Origin of the sequence: Streptomyces sp. AC602_WCS936 (genome assembly GCF_019049125.1) — a bacterium.
GTDB lineage: Bacteria > Actinomycetota > Actinomycetes > Streptomycetales > Streptomycetaceae > Streptomyces.
On record NZ_JAGMUF010000058.1, the window covers coordinates 1 to 16,883 of the forward strand.

Sequence of the window (16,883 nt, forward strand, 5' to 3'; positions counted from 1 at the left end):
GCCGACCCGAGAATCAGCGGCTACGAACTCTCTGCACGGCGCCCAGCTGACGTAACCAGACGCGAGTACCGATCAGTAGTTACGGGACAACGCTTAGGTGCCGCTGAGTGAGCTGCGGGTCCTTGGCGTCGTCTAGTTCGACCGCTTGAGCGGGGGGAGGTCGGCGCACAGGGCAGAGGGGAAGGCGGGTTCGATGCCGTGTACATCGGCGCATCCGCCCTTCGTACTGCGGGCGATCGGCTTCCAGCCCGACTTCTCGGCCCGGAAGAACCAGCGATCACTGTGGCTCGCCCCGCAGCCGGGACCGGCGCCCTCGGGGCAGGCCGGGCCCATGCGCGAGGAGACGTCGAACACCAGCCACTCTCCGTCGCAGCGCTCTTCGCCGCGGGAGGTGTGGTCCGGTACGTCGAGGGCTGTCACAGCCTGGTCGTAGGAGGCGGGGGTGCAGCCGGTGGGCGCGGGGTGGCAGCCGAGTTCACCGCACAGGCGCAGGTGCGGCAGGTCGGCGCCGTCCGCCGTGAACGTCGTGAAGTTGCCCACGGACAGTACACGGTGGCCGAGCGGGGACGGCAGCCGCACCTTCGCCGTGGCCGTCGCGGTCGTACGGCAGTCGGCGCGCGGCGTGCCGCCCGTCAGGGCGGAGAACGTCACCTGCACCCACACGGTGCGATCCGACGTGTCGGTGACGACCGCCTTCACGTCGCGCGCGCACGTCTTCCCGCCGCCGGGCACCTCGGCGTCGACGCTGAGCGTGCGCCGGTCGTCGGCGAGCCGGGCAGCGGTCACCCTGAACGGCGCGAGCGTCTGCCAGCGCGGCGACTCCGTCGGCTCCGTCGGAGTCGCCGCGCCGTCGGAACCGGCACGGAGCGTCCCGCAGGCGCCGAGCACCAGCACGCCGACAGCGCTCAGCAAAACGACCGTGAGCAACGGTCTTGTACGCCCCATGTATCCCGCCCCCGACGTTTTCGGTCCACGGTGACTATAGAGCGACGCGTGCACGTCAGGCGTCGGGCGTCGTCCCCTCCGTCGGTTTCAGCGGCAGCTCCGCCCATACCGTCTTCCCCAGCGGCCGGCGCGGTGTCCAGCCCCAGCGCAGGGCCAGGACGTCCACGAGGAGCAGTCCGCGGCCCGACTCCCCTTCGGGGCAGCGCGAGGGCGGTGCGGCGGGCGGACATCGGTTCGTGGCAGCGTCCGCCACCTCGATGCGGACCAGTTCCGCCGCCTCATCCGCAGCGAGCCGGACGCTGACGGTGCGGCCGAAGACGCGGCCGTGCTGCACGGCGTTCGCCGCGAGTTCACCGACGACGAGGGCGACGGTGCAGGACACGTCCGACGCCGGTGCGTGGCCCAGGGCCTCCATCCACCGGACGGCGTGGTGCCGGGCCAGCTGGGCACCTCTCGGGGTCGAGGGGAACTGGGCGGTGAGGTCGGCTCCTGGTGCGGAGGTTTCTGGCAGCACGGTCGGTCCGTTTCATTCGGTCGAGTCGTCACGTTCCGTGCTCAAGCATCGACCGATCGTCATACCCTCAACAGGGGGCACAGCCTTACCTTTCAGGACGTAAGGAACGGAAGTGAAGCCTTGGTCAAGGGAATTGATCCCAGCGAGTCGATGGCCAGCCTGTTCGGGGCGCGGGTACGCAGACTCCGGATCGCGGCCGGGCTCACCCAGGCCCAACTCGGTGAGCTGACGCATGTGGTGAGCACCCGGATCACGCAGATCGAGCGGGCGTCCGGGGCCAAACCGACGCTGGAGCTGGCGCGGGCGCTGGACGCGGCTCTCGGTGCGGAGGATCTGCTGGTGGAGCTGTGGCCGTACGTGTACCGGGAGGCGTTTCCGGACTGGTCGCGCGCGTTCATCGCCCACTCGGAACGGGCGGTGTCCGTCCGGCAGTACGCGGCGCATCTGGTGCCCGGTCTGTTGCAGACGGAGGAGTACGCGCGGGCCGTGCTGAGCCTCGGCATGACGCTGAACGGCGCCGAACACTTGGAAGAACGGGTCGCCGCCCGCATGGGGCGGCAGGAGCGGCTCACGGCTCCCGGGCGGCCGGAGCTGTGGGTGGTGCTCGACGAGGCGGTGCTCAAGCGGCCGATCGGCGGGGGCGAGGTCATGCGGGCGCAGTTGGAGCGGCTGGTGGAGGCGGCGGCGGAGCCGCACATCAGGGTGCAGGTACTGCCGTTCGAGCAGGGCGGGCACGACGCGCTGGGCGGTTCGCTGACGGTTCTGACGCTGCCGGACGGCTCGGAGGTCGCCTACACGGAGGGCGCGCACTACGGCCAACTCGTCGAGGAACCGGCCGAGGTCGGGCACTTCTCCGGGACTTACGATCGGGTCCGGGCGGATGCCCTGCCCACAGTCATGTCGCTCGACATGATCCGGTCCGCGATGGAGGGCTACTACCGTGAAGCGAACGTTCCTTCCCGATCCGAACGGCGTCGCCTGGCGCAGGAGCAGCTACAGCAACCAGGAGGGCGGCGACTGCGTGGAGGTCGCCGACGGATTCACGGGCGTCGTGCCCGTTCGTGACAGCAAGGTTGCGGGCGGTCCCGTGGTCTCCTTCGGGGACGGCTCCTGGGCCGCGTTCATAAGTGAGGTCAAGGGCGGTCGTCGCCACCTCTGAGCCGGGCTGTGCTCCGGGTCCGCCGGTGCCTCGTTCGCGAGGTGCCGGTGGGCCACTGACCTCCCCAAAGAACCGGGGAAAGAACTACCCGCCCACCCACCCTCCCCGCGTCGATGCGCGCGTGTCACCCGTGCGGGTGACTGGCTTGCGGGTGCGGGATTCGGGCCGTTACGTTCGCCGCGAGAGCACACCACCGAACCCACAACAGAGCGGCCCCCGCCCAGGATTCGCCGTCCCGGACGAGGGCCTAACCGACCAGGAAGAAGACCCTTCCCGATGGCTGACTCGCAGTCTAACGCGCGCCTGCGCGCCGACGCCGGAGCACCGACCTCCGGTGTGATCCACGTACGCACCCGGCTGACGGCCGACTTCACCGTGATCTCCAACGCCCTCGCCCAGCGGCGCGGCAGCGCGGTCACGGTCGGCGTGGCCGTGTACATCCTGTCGTTGCCCACCGGTGCCCCCGTCACCATCGCCGCCTTGTGCGAGCACTTCAGCGAGGGCGAGATCCTGATCTCGCGCGCCCTGCGGGAGCTGGAGGCCGCCGGGTACCTGGAACGGCGACGCGAGCGAATGCCCTCCGGGCAGATCCGCACCCGGACGTACTTCTACGACGTGCCCGGTGACGACGGTCCGGACCGCCCGCCCACGCCACCGACGCCGCCCCTGCCCCGGCCCCGGGAACGGGAACGTGAGGTGGCGCCCAGCCCCGGTTCCACCCCCGCTCCCGGTCCCGAAGAGGCCGAGAGCCCGGTCCCCGCGCTCGCCGACGCCGATCCGGAGGCGGTCGCCGTGCTGTCCGCCCTGCGTCGGGTCGACGCTCGCCTCGTCCTCTCCGCACGGGAGGCCGCCTGCCTGGCGCCGGCCGTGACCGAGTGGCTGGCGGCCGGAGTGGGAGCACACGAGATCACCGAGCTGCTGACCGTACGGCTTCCCGACCGCTTCCGGGCACGCCCGGCGAGCTTCCTCGCGTTCCGCCTGCGGGAAACGCCGCTGCCCATGCCTCCCCCGCCGCCTCTCCCGCTGACCGTCGAGCGTCCGACCGTGCTGCCGTTCCAGACCTGCGACGGCTGCGAGCGTGCCTTCCGTGCCGAGGAGCCGGGGCACTGTCGGAGCTGCCGGGAGCACCACGTCGGGGAGCGCCTGCGTGCGGCCTGTTGAGCCGTCGGGCAGAGTGCCGTCCGGCCGGAGTTGCAGTCGACACTCCCTTCGTGGCTGAAGGGCAGGGCTGCGGCTCTAAGGTGGCGCCAGACGGGCGGCAGCACGAGAGTTGGGGGAACTGGTGGCAAGGCGGAGCAGCAGTGGCGGCAACGGCGCGGTCCGCATGGCGTTACGTGCGGTGTTGGCCGGCGTCACGGGCAGCGTGGTCGGTATTGCCGCGTACTCGATCAGCCAGACCGGCGGGCAGCGGCTGTCGGTCATCGTGGGCTGCCTCATCGGCGTCGCCGTGGCCCTCGGTCTGGAGCTGTACCGCAGGTCCGCTCAGCTGGCGGAGGTCCGCCTCGTACTTCTCGGCAACGAGATGCTGTTCACCACCAAGACGGACATGCGTCAGGCCGCTCAGCGGATGTTCTTCCAGGCCGCCACCCGGGTCGCCACCCGCCCGCTGGAGGACGGCAGCGGGAATCTGCGCGAGGCACTGGCCTCTCTCAAGGCGCTGTTCGACCTCTATCGGGAGCCCTTGGAGGGCCACGCGACGCCGCCTCCTCCTGCCAAGGGGGACTCGGTGTACGAACTGGCCCTGGACATCCTCAACTTCGAACTCGCGCCGTTTCTGGCCAAGTGGCACCCCAGCCTGAAGGAGTTCGAGGAGCGCCACCCCGACCGGGACGAGTCCGAGTGGCCGCAGAACGCCGCGTTCCGCGCGGAGCTCCGCCAACTGCAGGTGCGGCTGCGGCCGTACGTGATCGGGCTCGGGGAGATCGCCGGCATCCGTGATCCGGAGCGGCATCTGCGCCCTTCGGGCCGCTCCGCGCAGGCCCGTCCCACGGTGCCGCAGCAGGACGGGGCGCCGACCGGCCCGCGGGAATGAGGCCCCCGTGCGGTGACGGGGCGCTGCGGACTCGGTGTCGCATGATGGCGAGGTGACGATCTTCACCGTGCAGGAACCTCGTACGCCAGCCCCTGGCGACCAAGCAGATGACGCACCCCCCCCCATCGATTTTTCGGCCGTCGAGAGGGAGGGAACGGCCCGTCGGCTGATGGCTCCACGAGGAGGCGGAAATGAGTACGTCCGACGCCTCCGCACGGGAGTGGGACGTCTTCATCAGTTACAGCCGGTCCGACGCCGACAAGATCGGCGCGCTGGTGTCCGCGCTCCAGGCCCGCGACCTGCGCGTCTTCGTCGACGACACCGCCGTGGACGACTTCGCTTCCATCACCGCCACCATCACGGAAGCGCTGGCCCACTCCCGGATACTGCTCGCCCTGTACTCGGCGGACTACCCGCAGCGGCGAGCGTGCCAGTGGGAGCTGACCTACGCGTACCTGACCGGTCAGCGCGAGGGTGATCCCCGCCGGCGGACACTGGTGCTCAACCCCGAACCCGCTTCCGACCACGTGCACCCGGTCGAGCTGCGAGACGCCCGGCACTGGCCCTGGCCCACCACCCCCGAGGGGCTCGACCGCCTCGCCGCACGCGTGGCCGACCACGTGCGCACCGTCGCCACGATGATGGGAGGCGCGGCGGACGCGCCCGTCGTTCCGTGGCTGCCCGCGCCGGCCCGTACGGGCTCGTTCCGCTTCACCGGCCGCCTGCCCGAGCAGTGGCGCATCCACACGGCCCTCCACCGTCACCGTGCTCCGCTGGTCGCCCAGGCCGGCGGAGGACGCGGCGCGCAGCTGCGTGGCATGCCCGGGCTGGGCAAGTCGCTGCTCGCCCAGGAGTACGCCCTGCACTTCGGTTCGGCATTTCCCGGCGGCGTCTTCTGGTTCGACCTGCACCCGTACGAAGGGCGGCCCTCGGAGGCGATGGAGGCCTACACGGAACAGGTCTCCACCGTGCTGGCGGCCCTCCGGGTGACCGCCTCCACGTCCTCACTGCCCGGGCTGCTCAGCCACCTCGCGGTCGCGCTGGGAGAGCGCGATCTGCCCTGTCTGTGGGTGGCCGACGGCGTCCCCGACGGGCTCACCGCGGACCAGCTCAGTCTCCTGCGCGGGCCGCACCTGCTCACGGCCACTCTGATCACGACGCGGTCCCTGCGGTACTCGGCCTTCGCCGAGTGCGTCGACGTGGCCCCGTTGTCGGACGCCGACGGCTACCACCTCCTCACTTCCCGCCGAGCGCCCGAGGACGAGCTGGAACACGCTGCCGCGCTCGCGCTCGTCCGCGATGTCGGCGGGCATCCGGAGGCGCTGGATCTCCTCGCCGACCTCGCCGCCACCGGTGGCTTCGCCGACGTACGCAACCGGCTGCACGCCCACGGCCCCGACGTGCTGGCGACCCACCGACCGGCGGCCGGTACCGGCGCTCCGGCTCGCCGTCCCCTCGCCACGGCCTTGCTGGCACGGCCGCTCTCCGGCGCGGACCCGACGGACGACGTCCTGCGACTGCTCGCTCTGGCCTGTCCGGCACCGCTGTCCCAGTCGACTCTCGAGAACGTCCTGTCGTCCATCGGCCCCTATGCCCCGTGGGACGTGGGTGCCCTCGTCTCGGAGGCCGTGGAAGCTCTTCGCGGATCCGGCGCGCTGCGCCACGAGCCGCTGCGCGACCGGTCCTGGACCATCCATCCGCTGCTCGCCCGAGCCGTGCACCGCCATGACAGGAACGGGGCCCGTCAGGAAGACCTCCGTCGAGTGCTCCTGCACATGCTCGTTCCGGGCACCTCCGCCCCGGCCGGGCTCGCGCCCACCGCCTCGGTCGCCGCTCGTCCCAGCCCGCTGGAACGAGCGGCTGCCTTCGATCTCCAGGTCGAGCTGGTCACCCGAGTCGGTGTCCAGCCGCTTCCCCGGGAGCACGGGTCCCTGCGAGAAGCGCTGACCTCCCTCCACTCACTGTTCGCCACGACACGCGAGCTGCTCCACCGAGTCGCGACCGAAACCGCCATCCCGCTGACCCTCCCCGCCGTCGCCGCGCGGCTGACCAACACCCATCTGCGTCCCTTCCTCACCACTTGGCACCCAGCGCTTCAGGAACATGAAGCGACTCGACCGCCGGACGTCAGCCCCGTCGAGCATGAAAGGAACTGGAAACGCTCCCCCGAAATGCGTGCGGACCTGGCCGGGCTGCAAGAGCCGCTCACGTCCGTCGCCGAAGAACTCGCAGCCCTGTGCGGCGTCGACCTCCTGGCTCCTTCTTCACCCCCTGAGTGAGCTGCGGCTCAGCCCAGGCTTGCCAGCAGCTCGTTGCACGCCTGCTCGCAGCGTCGGCACGCTTCCGCGCAGACCCGGCAGTGTTCGTGCGTGTCGGCGTGGGTGGCGCACTCGTCGGCGCACGCTTTGCAGACGGTGGCGCAGGCCTGCAGGACGGCTCGCGTGATGTTGGCGTCGTAGCCCGTGTGCCGGGACAGGACCGACGCGGTGGCGTTGCAGACGTCGGCGCAGTCCAGGTCCGTGCGGATGCACTTGGTGAGGTCGCCGACCATGCCCTCCGAGAGGCAGGCGTCCGCGCACGCGGTGCACGCCTGTGCGCAGGCGACGCATTCCTCGATGCACCTGGCCATGGCCTCCCGGTCCACCCCGCCCAGGTCGGCGGGGTAGGTGCGGAGCATGTCGTTGACGGTGGTGGTCATGGCGGCTCTCCTCGGGTTCGGATCGGTCGATGCCTGCCGGGTATCACCCCGCCGCGTGGCACAAACGGCTGAGCCGGACCGGCCCGTATATACGTGCCTCCAGCACCCATCTCCCGCCCCGGATAACGGTCCGATCTCACCAGCTGGGACTTCCGCTGGTCACGGGCCGTGATGTGAGATAGGCCACTAAACGTTTGGCAAAGACGTGGTAGAACTGCGCAACCCCGCAGGTGAATCGACAGAACGTCGCACCGCGGAAGGTCGGCCTGCACGCGCACCACAGCCCGGGACGATCACGGTCCGAAGCCGGGCCGTGATGCACGGGTTCGCTCATCGGACAACGAAGTTCGCTCAGAGACCGCTCATCCGGCGAGAGTCCCCAGCCCGCCACCCCCGCGTCATCGAGGTAGCCAGTGTCACTCGAATCCGTCACCCAGTCCGTCGACGAAGCCGTCAGCGGATTCTTCGAGCCCATAGCCAAGTGGCTCGGGGAGGTCGTCTTCTACGCCGTTCCCGTCGGCGGGACCGACCTCCCCCTCATCGTCGCCTGGCTCGTCGTCGCCGGACTGGTCTTCACCGGCTGGTTCGGGCTCATCCAGTTCCGCAAGCTCCGGCTCGCCGTCGACGTCGTGAGAGGGAAGTACGACGAGAAGGGGTCGGCCGGTGAGGTCAACCACTTCCAGGCGCTGACCGCCGCCGTCTCCGGCACCGTCGGACTCGGCAACATCGCGGGTGTGGCCGTCGCCGTCTCCATCGGCGGTCCCGGTGCCACGTTCTGGATGATCCTGTGCGGCCTGCTCGGCATGGCCACCAAGTTCGTCGAGGTCACCCTCGGCGTGAAGTACCGCGAGGTGCACGCCGACGGCACCGTGTCCGGCGGCCCGATGCACTACCTGCCCAAGGGCATGAGCGAACGCTTCGGCAAGAACGGCAAGACGTTCGGAAAGGTACTGGCGGTCCTCGCCTCCTTCCTGATCCTTTTCTTCGGCCTCTTCGGCGGCAACCTCTTCCAGGTCAACCAGTCCTACGCGCAGCTGGTCTCGGTCACCGGCGGCGAGGACGGCGCGCTCGGCTCCTCCGCCGGCGCCCTGTTCTTCGGCATCCTGATCGCCGCGCTGGTCGGCATCGTGCTCCTCGGCGGCATCCGCTCCATCGCCAACGTCACCAGCAGGCTCGTGCCCGCCATGGCCGGCATCTACATCGTCGCGTGCCTGATCGTCATCCTGGTCAACATCACCGCCGTCCCCGACGCCGTCGTCTCCATCGTCGAGGGCGCCTTCAATCCCGAGGGAGTCGCCGGCGGTGTGCTCGGCGCGCTGATCATCGGCTTCAAGCGGGCCGCCTTCTCCAACGAGGCGGGCCTCGGCTCCGCGCCGATCGCGCACTCCGCGGTCAAGACCAAGCATCCCGCCAGTGAGGGCCTGGTCGCGCTGCTGGAGCCCTTCATCGACACCGTCATCGTCTGCACGATGACCGCACTGACCATCGTCATCGCCAACCCCGCCAGCTGGGGCGAGGCCCGCGCGGGCGAGGACATCGGCGGCGTCACGATCACCTCCGACGCCTTCGAGACGGTCCTGCCCTGGTTCCCGTACATCCTCACCGTCGCGGTGCTGCTGTTCGCGGTCTCCACGGTGCTGACCTGGGGTTACTACGGCCTCAAGGCCTGGACGTACCTCTTCGGCCGCAGCCGGGCCAGCGAGGTGACCTACAAGGTCGTCTACACGCTCTTCGCCGTCGCGGGCTCGCTGCTGACCCTGCAGACCCTGATCAGCATGGCCGACGCCTTCCTCTTCACGCTCGCCGTCATCAACATCGTCGGCCTCTACCTGCTCGCGCCGGTCGTCAAGCGGGAGCTCAACAGCTTCCTGGAGTACGTCCGCGCCCGGAAGGCCGGTGGGAGCACCGGGGACGGCGACGACGACCAGGAGTCGGCGAAGACCACCGTCTGACCGCCTCACGCGGCCCGGCTCCGGAACGGCCCAGTGCTCACCTCGCGCCTTGGTGAGTACTGGGCCGTTCGCCATGACGGGCGGGCGGGTTCGCGACGAGGTGGCGCGGGTCGGTGGCCCGGTTGATCGCCGACTCGACGGCCGCCACCCGGTCGGCGAGCAGGCCGAGGGCGGCCACGGCGCGGGTGAGGGGGTCGTTCTCGGGGCCGCCGGGGGCCTGGGTGCGGACGTACGCCGCCTTCAGCTCCGCCCAGCGGGCGGACTGGCCGGCGGTCAGCGCGCCCCGTAGCTCGGCGAGCCTCAGCAGGTTGGCCTCGGCGCCGGTGGTCAGGGTCTGGGCCTCGGCCGTGTAGTGGTCGTCGAGCAGGGCGGACAGCTCGGTGTCGTTCATGACCGGCTGGATGCGCTGGGCGATCTTGTTCATGTTGCGGTAGGAGCCCTGGAGCCGGAAGGGCGGCTCGGTGCGGGTGGCGTCCGACTGGGCGGCCGAGGCGATGTACGCGGCGTTGACCGCGAGGACGGTCTCGCGGGCCGTGAGCAGATGGCGCAGGACGGCCGTGATCCGGTCCAGCTCGGCGGGCTCGTACGGGTGGGTCAGCCGGTCGGCGCGCGCGGCCGGGTCGCCTCCGGCCAGCCGGAGCAGCAGCTCCAGGTGCGCGCGGTCGCGGCCGGCGAGCGGGGCGAGGACCGGGTTGGCGGTCAGGGCGTTCTCGACGAAGCTGGCGGCGAAGACGTCCCGCTTGCCGGTCAGTACGTCGCCGAGATTCCACACGTCGGCGCGGTTGGCGAGCATGTCGGGCACCTGGAAGCGGCTGCCCGACTCGGTGTACGGGTTGCCCGCCATGCACACCGCGAACCGTTTGCCGCGCAGGTCGTAGGTGTGCGCCTCGCCGTCGCGCACGCCCTCGACGCGGCGGGTGGCGTCGCACAACGGGATGAACTTCTGGAGGAGTTCGGGCGAGGTGTGCTGGATGTCGTCCAGGTAGAGGAGGGTGTTGTTGCCCGCCTCGAGAGCGAAGTTGATCTTTTCCACCTCCTGCCGGGCGGTGGCGTTCGGGGCCTCGGCCGGGTCGAGGGAGGTCACCGTGTGGCCCAGCGCCGGGCCGTTGACCTTCACCAGCAGCAGGCCGAGCCGGTCGGCGACGTACTCCACGAGGGTCGTCTTGCCGTAGCCCGGCGGGGAGATGAGCAGCAGCAGACCGCCGGTGTCGGTGCGCTTGGCGTCGCCCGTGGTGCCGAGCTGCTTGGCGAGGCTGTCGCCGATCAGCGGGAGGTAGACCTCGTCGATGAGCCGGCTGCGCACGAACGCCGACATCACGCGCGGCCGGTGCTCGTCCAGGCGGAGGCGGCCGCGCTCGGCGGCGACCAGGGCCGCGCGGCGACGCTGGTAGGCGCGGTGGGCGGGGACCTCGCGGACGCGGAAGTCGCTGGTGCGGGAGAGGAGTTCGTCTATCCGGACGGTCAGGGCCCGGTCGTCGCCGTGGATGCGGGGGTGGGTGCCGAGCAGGCCGGTGACGGTCTCGGTCAGGGGTGCGTCCGACTCGTAGCGGGGCAGTCCGGGGCAGAGTTCGGCGGCCACCGCCTCGGCCAGGTCGCCCGGGGCGAGGTCGGTGCCGGTCGCGGTGGTGTACGACGTCAGCCACGCCTCGACGAGTTGTCTGCGGGCGGCCGGGTCGGTGAGGGCGGTCAGGTCGTCGTCGTAGGCCGAGTCGCCCGCCGTACGGCGGAACTTGTCGAGCAGGGTCCGGGTGCCGGCGCTGATCACGAAGCCGTCGGGGGCGGAGGTCAGTTCCTCGAAGAGGTAGGCGGCCGCCGCGCGGGTGCCGATCGCGGTGGCCAGTTCCTCCTCCAGGTCGGCGATGGCGGGGGCGAGTCCGAAGGTGTCGCGGGCGCGGGCCAGGGAGACGGCGCGGCGGGTCCAGGCGTCGCGCTCCCCGGCCGTCGTGCCGTGCGCCCAGTAGAGCTGGGCGGCGGCACGGGCGGACGGCTCGTGGCGCAGGAGCCCGGCACCTTCGTGCAGACGCAGGAGGGCGGCGAGGATCAGGGCCGCGTCGTGGTCGTGCACACCGCGCTCGTAGCCCTCGTCGTAGGCCTCCTGGGCGGCCTGCCGGACCAGGGCGGGCAGGTCGTCGGCGGTGGCGAGGGCGGCCGGGCCGTGCTCGTCGAGGAGGCGGGCGGCGAGGTGCTCGGCGCGGTAGACCTCCGGTGACTCCGAGGGCAGCGGGCGGTCCCAGTAGGGGCGGGTCGCGGCGAACTCGGGGTCGGTGACCGGGGCGCGGTAGTCCGTGCCGGTCAGGGCGAAGGCCAGGCCGTCGCCCTGGGGGACGAGGGTGAGGTCGAGGGACTGGGTGCCGACCGCGAAGCGGTGGCCGCCCAGGCGGACGGTGCGGCCGCCGTCGGCGTACAGGTCGGTGCGGTCGCGCAGTGCGCGCAGGGCCTGCTGCCGGGCGGACTTCAGGCGGCCGTCCAGTTCCTCCGCCCTGATCTCGTCGCCGAGTGAGCGCAGTTCGTCTGCCGTGCGGCGGACCTTGGCGGGCATCGGGTCGGAGGTGAAGTACGTGGTGACGGCGTCCGCGTCGGCGAGTGCGGACGCCCGGCGGGCGATCGTGGCCAGCACCCGGTCGGCGGAGTCGGCCAGGCGCTCGGCGCGGCGGGCGCGGGCGTCGGCGAGGGTCTGTTTGCGGGCGGAGAGCGCCTCGTGGACCTCGTCGCGCTTGTCGGCGAGTTCGGCGAGGAAGTCGTCGGACTCGGCGAACCGGGACTCCAGGTTCTCCACCCGCACGAGCAGGCGGGCCAGCTGCTCGTCGCACTCCTCGGGGGTGCCGGCCGCCGCGAGGGCGCCGGTGACGGCCTGGCCGAGCAGCGCGAACTCGGCGGCGAACTCGGCCCGGCCCTCGCGGTCCCCGAGCGCCCGGCGGCGGCCGTCCAGCGTGGCACGGGCGCGGTTGACGCCTCCCAGGACCTCGGCGATCCGCTCCAGGACGGAGGTGCGGACGGTGGCGTCACCGATGTCGAGGCCGGAGACGACGTCGGTGACCGTGCGCAGGTTCTCGGCGAGCTCGTCGAGGCGGGCCGCGACGGGCTCCGCCTCGGCGACGGTGGTGATCGCCTCGGCGTCGGCGACGAGCTGCTCGACGTCGGCCCGGTGGTCGGCGAAGGCGTCCTCGTGCGCCAGGTGGGTCACGGCGCGCTGGGCGAAGGAGGCGAGGTCGCGTTCGACGTCCGCGGCCAGCTCGTCGACGCGGCCGGTGTCCGCGTACCGCATGTCCTTGAGGGTGAGCAGCCGGCCCTGCGCCTGGCGGAGTTCGGTGAGTCCGGAGACCCATGCGGCGGCGGAGCGCGGGGTCTCGCCGCGCAGGCGTCGTACGACGGTGGTGACGCGGGCCGTCGCCGCGGTGAGCGCGTCGGCCGCCTGCCGGGTGAGTGCCTGGACCGTCTCGAACTCGGCCAGCACCTGTTCGGCGGTCACCCGCACCTGCGTGAGCGGCTCGTGCAGGGCGCCGAGGTCCGGTTCGGACAGCCAGTGGTGGATGTCGGCGGTCCGCACGCAGGCCGCGACCAGCGCCTCGTACACCTCGCCGGTCGGGGTGGTCTCAGCGACCGCGCGGGTGACGGACAGGCAGTCGGAGATGCCGCGCACCAGGTCGGGGTTGCCGACCCGGGCGAGCGGACCGGTGCCGGCCGGGCGGGCGGCGGCGTGGGTGTCGGAGACGTACGGGGAGGCCCACCGCTGGACGGGGTGCACGCGCTGCGGCTCGGCGCCGGCCGCCCGCAGGGTGAGGAGGGTGCCGTCGTCGGACAGTGCCCAGCCGTGGCAGGTCAGCGGGGCGGCGACCTCCTTGCGGATGACGTTGTAGGGCAGGAGCAGATGGCGGCCCGCCGCGCGGGCGTGGAAGGCGAAGAGGACGTCCTCGCCGTTCGGTGAGCGGACCGTCCGCTCGAACTCCATGCCCTCGGTGTCGACGCCGTCGAACGTCCGGTGGGTGCCGGTGGCCAGGCAGTAGCCGCCCGCGAAGACGATGCCCTGGTCCTCGGGCAGCCGGCGGCAGGCCCGCCCGATGCCGTCGAGGCGGACGGCGGTCCTGGTGAGGGTGTTGAACACCAGGTAGCGGTGGGCGTCCTCCTTGTAGGGGCGGACGTCCACGAGGATCAGGGCGCCCACGCGCGCGTACGCGATGTGCGCGTCGGCGAGGGACTGGAGCGGCTCGTCGACCGGCTCGGCGTACACGCCCTCGTCCGTGTCGGTGTCGTCCTCGGCCTTGACGGTCAGGGTGCCGTTCAGCGTCTCGACGAACACCTCGCCCTCGATGGAGACGTGCGGGTGGCGGCCCAGGACGTGGTCCTCGCGGGTCGTCACCGTCCAGGTGAAGTCGTGGGCGGGCGCCAGGACGTGGTCGCGGTCGCCGCGGGCGTCCAGGAAGGACGCCCGGCCGTCGTCGGTCAGCTCCCAGCGCAGGACCCTGATGTCGTCCGCCTTCTCGCCGGTCCGGAAGACGGCGAGCAGCTTGTCCTCGACGCGGCTCAGGCGCAGGAGCCGGGCCTGGTGGAAGTAGCGGTGCAGGGCGGCGAACTCGCGGACGAAGGCGGGGTCGTCCAGCAGGCCGGGCACGGCGTCCTCGGGCAGCCGGTCCAGGGTCCGGTCGTGCAGGGCGAGGACGTCGCCGACGGCGGTGTCGGGGCCCCGGCCGGGGACGGTGTTGTAGCCGAAGAGCAGGACGTCGCCGACGGACACGAGGTCGCGCGGCACGCACGCCGACCCGGTGCGCAGTTGCTCGGTGCCGGCCAGTTCCAGGCGCAGGGAGCCGAACTCCTCGACGCGGCGGGCGTTCAGCGCCTCGGCGCGGCGGGCGAGTTCGGCGGCCTGCGCGGTGAGGCGGTCGCGCAGCACCTCGTACGTACCCGTGTCCAGGGCGGTGGTCATGAAGTCCCTCTCAGGAAGTCCCTCTCAGGAGGCCTACTCGGGAAGGCCTGCTCAGGAAGTCGGAAAGAGCGGTCGTGGAGCCGCCGCCCCCCGCGCGGCGGCTCCACGACCGCGGTCGGTCAGCCCTTGGCACTGCCGTTCACGGCGGCCGTCAGCCGGGTGTCGGCCAGACCCAGCTCACCGGCCTTGCCGAGCAGCTGCTCCAGGGCCGCGGAGTCGGCGCCGCCCGACTTCATGAGCTTCATCAGCAGGGTGGACACGGTCAGGTTCTGCACGTCGGCCGTGGAGACCGAGCCGAGGACCCGGCCGAGGTCGTCGGTGAAGCTCGACGTCCCGTCCAGCCAGGGCTTCGCCAGCGCCTGGGCGGTCTCGGAGTGCTGCACGAAGCCGTCGACTCCCTTGCCGAGGGCGATCGCCCCGACCAGCCGGTCGAAGAAGACCGACTCGCCGCCGACGATGTCGATGTCGGCGTTCTCCAGCCCGGTCGCGAGGACCGTCGCCTGCGCCTCGGCCACCTGCCGCTGGACGTCCAGCCCGGCCAGCCGGACCTCCTTCTCGGCCTCCAGCCGCAGCCGGTACTCCTCGTGGCCGCGGGACGCCTCGTCCAGCGCGGCCATCGCCGCCGCCTTCTCGGTGAGACCGGCCGCCTCCGCCTTCAGCTTCTCGCCGACGGCGGCGGCGTCCGCGAGCGCCTTGGCCTTGGCGCCCTCGGCCTCCGCCAGGGCCTTGGCCTTGGCGCCCTCGGCCTCCGCCAGCAGCCGGGCCTCGGTGGCCCCCGCCTCGGCACGGCCGGCCTTCTCGACGACCTCGGCCTCCTTGTCGCGGACCTGGACCTCGGCCAGCCCCGGGGCGGCGCTCTCCGCCTGGACGCCCTCGGCGAGCCGCAGCTTGGCCCGCGCGTCGAGGTCGGCGCTCTTCAGGCGGGCCTCGGCGAGCGTGAGTTCCTCGGCGGCACGGTGGGTGGCGGCCTGTTCGGCGGCCTCGGCGGCCTTGATGTCCTTGACCAGCCGCTCCTGCGCCTCGGCCTCGGCGGCGATGACGACGGCCTGCCGCTGCCGCTCCGCCTCCTCCACGGCACGCAGCTTCTTGATGGCCTCCTCCTGCTCGGCGACCGTGCGGTCCACCGCCACCCGCTCGCGGATGACGTCGGCGATCTCCCGCTTCTCCGCCTCGACCTCCTTCTCGGCGGCGATCCGCGTGAGCTGCGTCTCCCGCTCCCGGGCGATGACCTCCAGGAGGCGGTCCTTCTCGATGCGCTCGCTCTCGACGGCGATGACCCGCTCGCGGTTCTTCTGCGCGACCGCGACCTCGCGTCCCTGGTTCTCGCGCTGGATGCCGAGCTGCTCCTCGGTCTTGAGGAAGGCCGACTGCGCCCGCAGCCGCTCCTCCTCCACCACCCGTGCCGTCTCGGCCTCTTCCCTCGCCCGGACGGTCTCGATCTCCCGCTTCTGCTTGCTCTCGGCGTCGACCTGCCGGCGCTCCAGCTCCAGGATGGCCTCCCGGGCGTCGACGTTCTGCCGGGTGATCTCCTTCTCCTCGGTGCGCTGGGCCTCGTTGGTGCGCACGTGCTCCACGGCCGTCAGCTCGGTGATCTTCCGGATGCCCTGCGCGTCCAGGACGTTGGCCGGGTCGAGCTGGGTGAGCGGCGTCTGCTCCAGGTAGTCGATCGCCGCGTCCTCCAGGTGGTACCCGCTGAGGTCGACGCCGATGACCTCGATGATCCGGAACCGCAGCTCCTCGCGCTTGGTGTAGAGATCGGTGAAGTCCATCTGCTTGCCGACGGTCTTCAGCGCCTCGGAGAACTTCGCGTGGAACAGCTCCTGGAGCGTGTTGCGGTCACTGGCCCGTGCGGTGCCGACGGCCTGGGCCACCTTGACGACGTCCTCGGCGGTCTTGTTCACCTTGACGAAGAACGAGATGCGGATGTCCGCACGGATGTTGTCCCGGCAGATCAGCCCTTCCTTGCCGGCCCGGGTGATCTCGATCGTCTTCACCGAGATGTCCATCACCTCGGCCTTGTGCAGCACCGGCAGCACGACCTGTCCGGTGAAGGTCACGTCGACCTTGCGCATCTTGGAGACGATCAGGGCCTTGCCCTGCTCCACCTTGCGGAAGAGCCGGGCCACGACGAACAGCACGGCGGCGGCGAGCAGGAGACAAACGAGCACGCCGATGCCCAGGGTGTAATCCATAGGGAGTCCTCTGAGTCTGCGAAGTCAGCGGAGTGGTGAGCGCGGATCAAGTGGAGTAAGCGAAGAGTCGGCGCCTCCGTGAAGAGGCGGAGCGGCCCGTTCGGCTACGGGCGGAGGCGTCCGGTGCGACGCGCGTCGGCCACGGCTCAGCCGCGGCGGCGGCTACTGCCGGGGTCGTACGGGGCTGCTGCCGGGCCGTACGGAGCCGCCTGCGGGGCCGTACGGGGGACCGGCCGCCGGGGCGTGCCGCCGAGGGGACCGAGGGCCCGTGCGGAGACGTCGTCGATCCGTGCCACGTCCTCACCCCCCGATGCGGTCCCCGGGCCCCGGTGCCTACGCCCGTTGCCGGGCCCTGGCACCAGGGCCGTCCCCCTGTTGCTGCCGCCCTCATCCTGACCGAGGCACGCCACGCTCCGCATTGCCGTGTTACGGCAATCTTGACGCCTTCTTGATGCCTGCTTCGGCGCGCG

At 71.5% G+C, this 16,883-nt stretch carries 11 protein-coding genes; 6 read left to right on the forward strand and 5 right to left on the reverse strand.

Features of this window, described 5'->3' with window-relative positions; translation table 11 throughout:
• Positions 1–132: 132 nt before the first annotated feature.
• Together KUM03_RS20550 and KUM03_RS20555 are read right to left on the reverse strand one after the other, a co-directional pair.
• Positions 133–945, reverse strand: a complete 813-nt coding sequence (locus tag KUM03_RS20550) for a hypothetical protein (protein ID WP_217250739.1) — start codon at positions 943–945, stop codon at positions 133–135.
• A gap of 55 nt (positions 946–1,000) precedes the next feature.
• Positions 1,001–1,459, reverse strand: coding sequence for an ATP-binding protein (locus tag KUM03_RS20555; protein ID WP_217250740.1), 459 nt, complete (start codon positions 1,457–1,459; stop codon positions 1,001–1,003).
• Between the two features lie 150 nt (positions 1,460–1,609).
• Here KUM03_RS20555 and KUM03_RS20560 point away from each other — a divergent pair, with 150 nt between their 5' ends.
• From KUM03_RS20560 to KUM03_RS20575, 5 genes are all read left to right on the forward strand, one after another.
• Entirely contained in the window at positions 1,610–2,524 is a 915-nt protein-coding gene (locus KUM03_RS20560) for a helix-turn-helix transcriptional regulator (protein ID WP_217250857.1), read from the forward strand.
• The gene (locus tag KUM03_RS38480; protein WP_374225354.1) at positions 2,481–2,618 is read left to right on the forward strand and encodes a DUF397 domain-containing protein; all 138 of its coding nucleotides are present in this window, start codon (positions 2,481–2,483) and stop codon (positions 2,616–2,618) included. Before KUM03_RS20560 ends, KUM03_RS38480 begins: the two co-directional genes overlap by 44 nt.
• A gap of 276 nt (positions 2,619–2,894) precedes the next feature.
• Positions 2,895–3,779, forward strand: coding sequence for a hypothetical protein (locus KUM03_RS20565; protein ID WP_217250741.1), 885 nt, complete (start codon positions 2,895–2,897; stop codon positions 3,777–3,779).
• 121 nt (positions 3,780–3,900) lie between these two features.
• The gene (locus tag KUM03_RS20570) at positions 3,901–4,650 is read left to right on the forward strand and encodes a hypothetical protein (protein ID WP_217250742.1); all 750 of its coding nucleotides are present in this window, start codon (positions 3,901–3,903) and stop codon (positions 4,648–4,650) included.
• Between the two features lie 191 nt (positions 4,651–4,841).
• Entirely contained in the window at positions 4,842–6,929 is a 2,088-nt protein-coding gene (locus KUM03_RS20575; protein ID WP_217250743.1) for a toll/interleukin-1 receptor domain-containing protein, read from the forward strand.
• Between the two features lie 8 nt (positions 6,930–6,937).
• Here KUM03_RS20575 and KUM03_RS20580 read toward each other — a convergent pair whose 3' ends face one another.
• Positions 6,938–7,348, reverse strand: coding sequence for a four-helix bundle copper-binding protein (locus KUM03_RS20580; RefSeq protein WP_217250744.1), 411 nt, complete (start codon positions 7,346–7,348; stop codon positions 6,938–6,940).
• 413 nt (positions 7,349–7,761) lie between these two features.
• Here KUM03_RS20580 and KUM03_RS20585 point away from each other — a divergent pair, with 413 nt between their 5' ends.
• Complete coding sequence (locus KUM03_RS20585) at positions 7,762–9,300, forward strand: sodium:alanine symporter family protein (protein ID WP_217250745.1); 1,539 nt, start codon at positions 7,762–7,764, stop codon at positions 9,298–9,300.
• Between the two features lie 37 nt (positions 9,301–9,337).
• Here KUM03_RS20585 and KUM03_RS20590 read toward each other — a convergent pair whose 3' ends face one another.
• Both KUM03_RS20590 and KUM03_RS20595 read right to left on the reverse strand, forming a co-directional pair.
• Positions 9,338–14,221, reverse strand: coding sequence for a DNA repair ATPase (locus KUM03_RS20590; RefSeq protein WP_217250746.1), 4,884 nt, complete (start codon positions 14,219–14,221; stop codon positions 9,338–9,340).
• Between the two features lie 119 nt (positions 14,222–14,340).
• Entirely contained in the window at positions 14,341–16,413 is a 2,073-nt protein-coding gene (locus KUM03_RS20595) for an SPFH domain-containing protein (RefSeq protein WP_217250747.1), read from the reverse strand.
• Positions 16,414–16,883 lie beyond the last annotated feature (470 nt).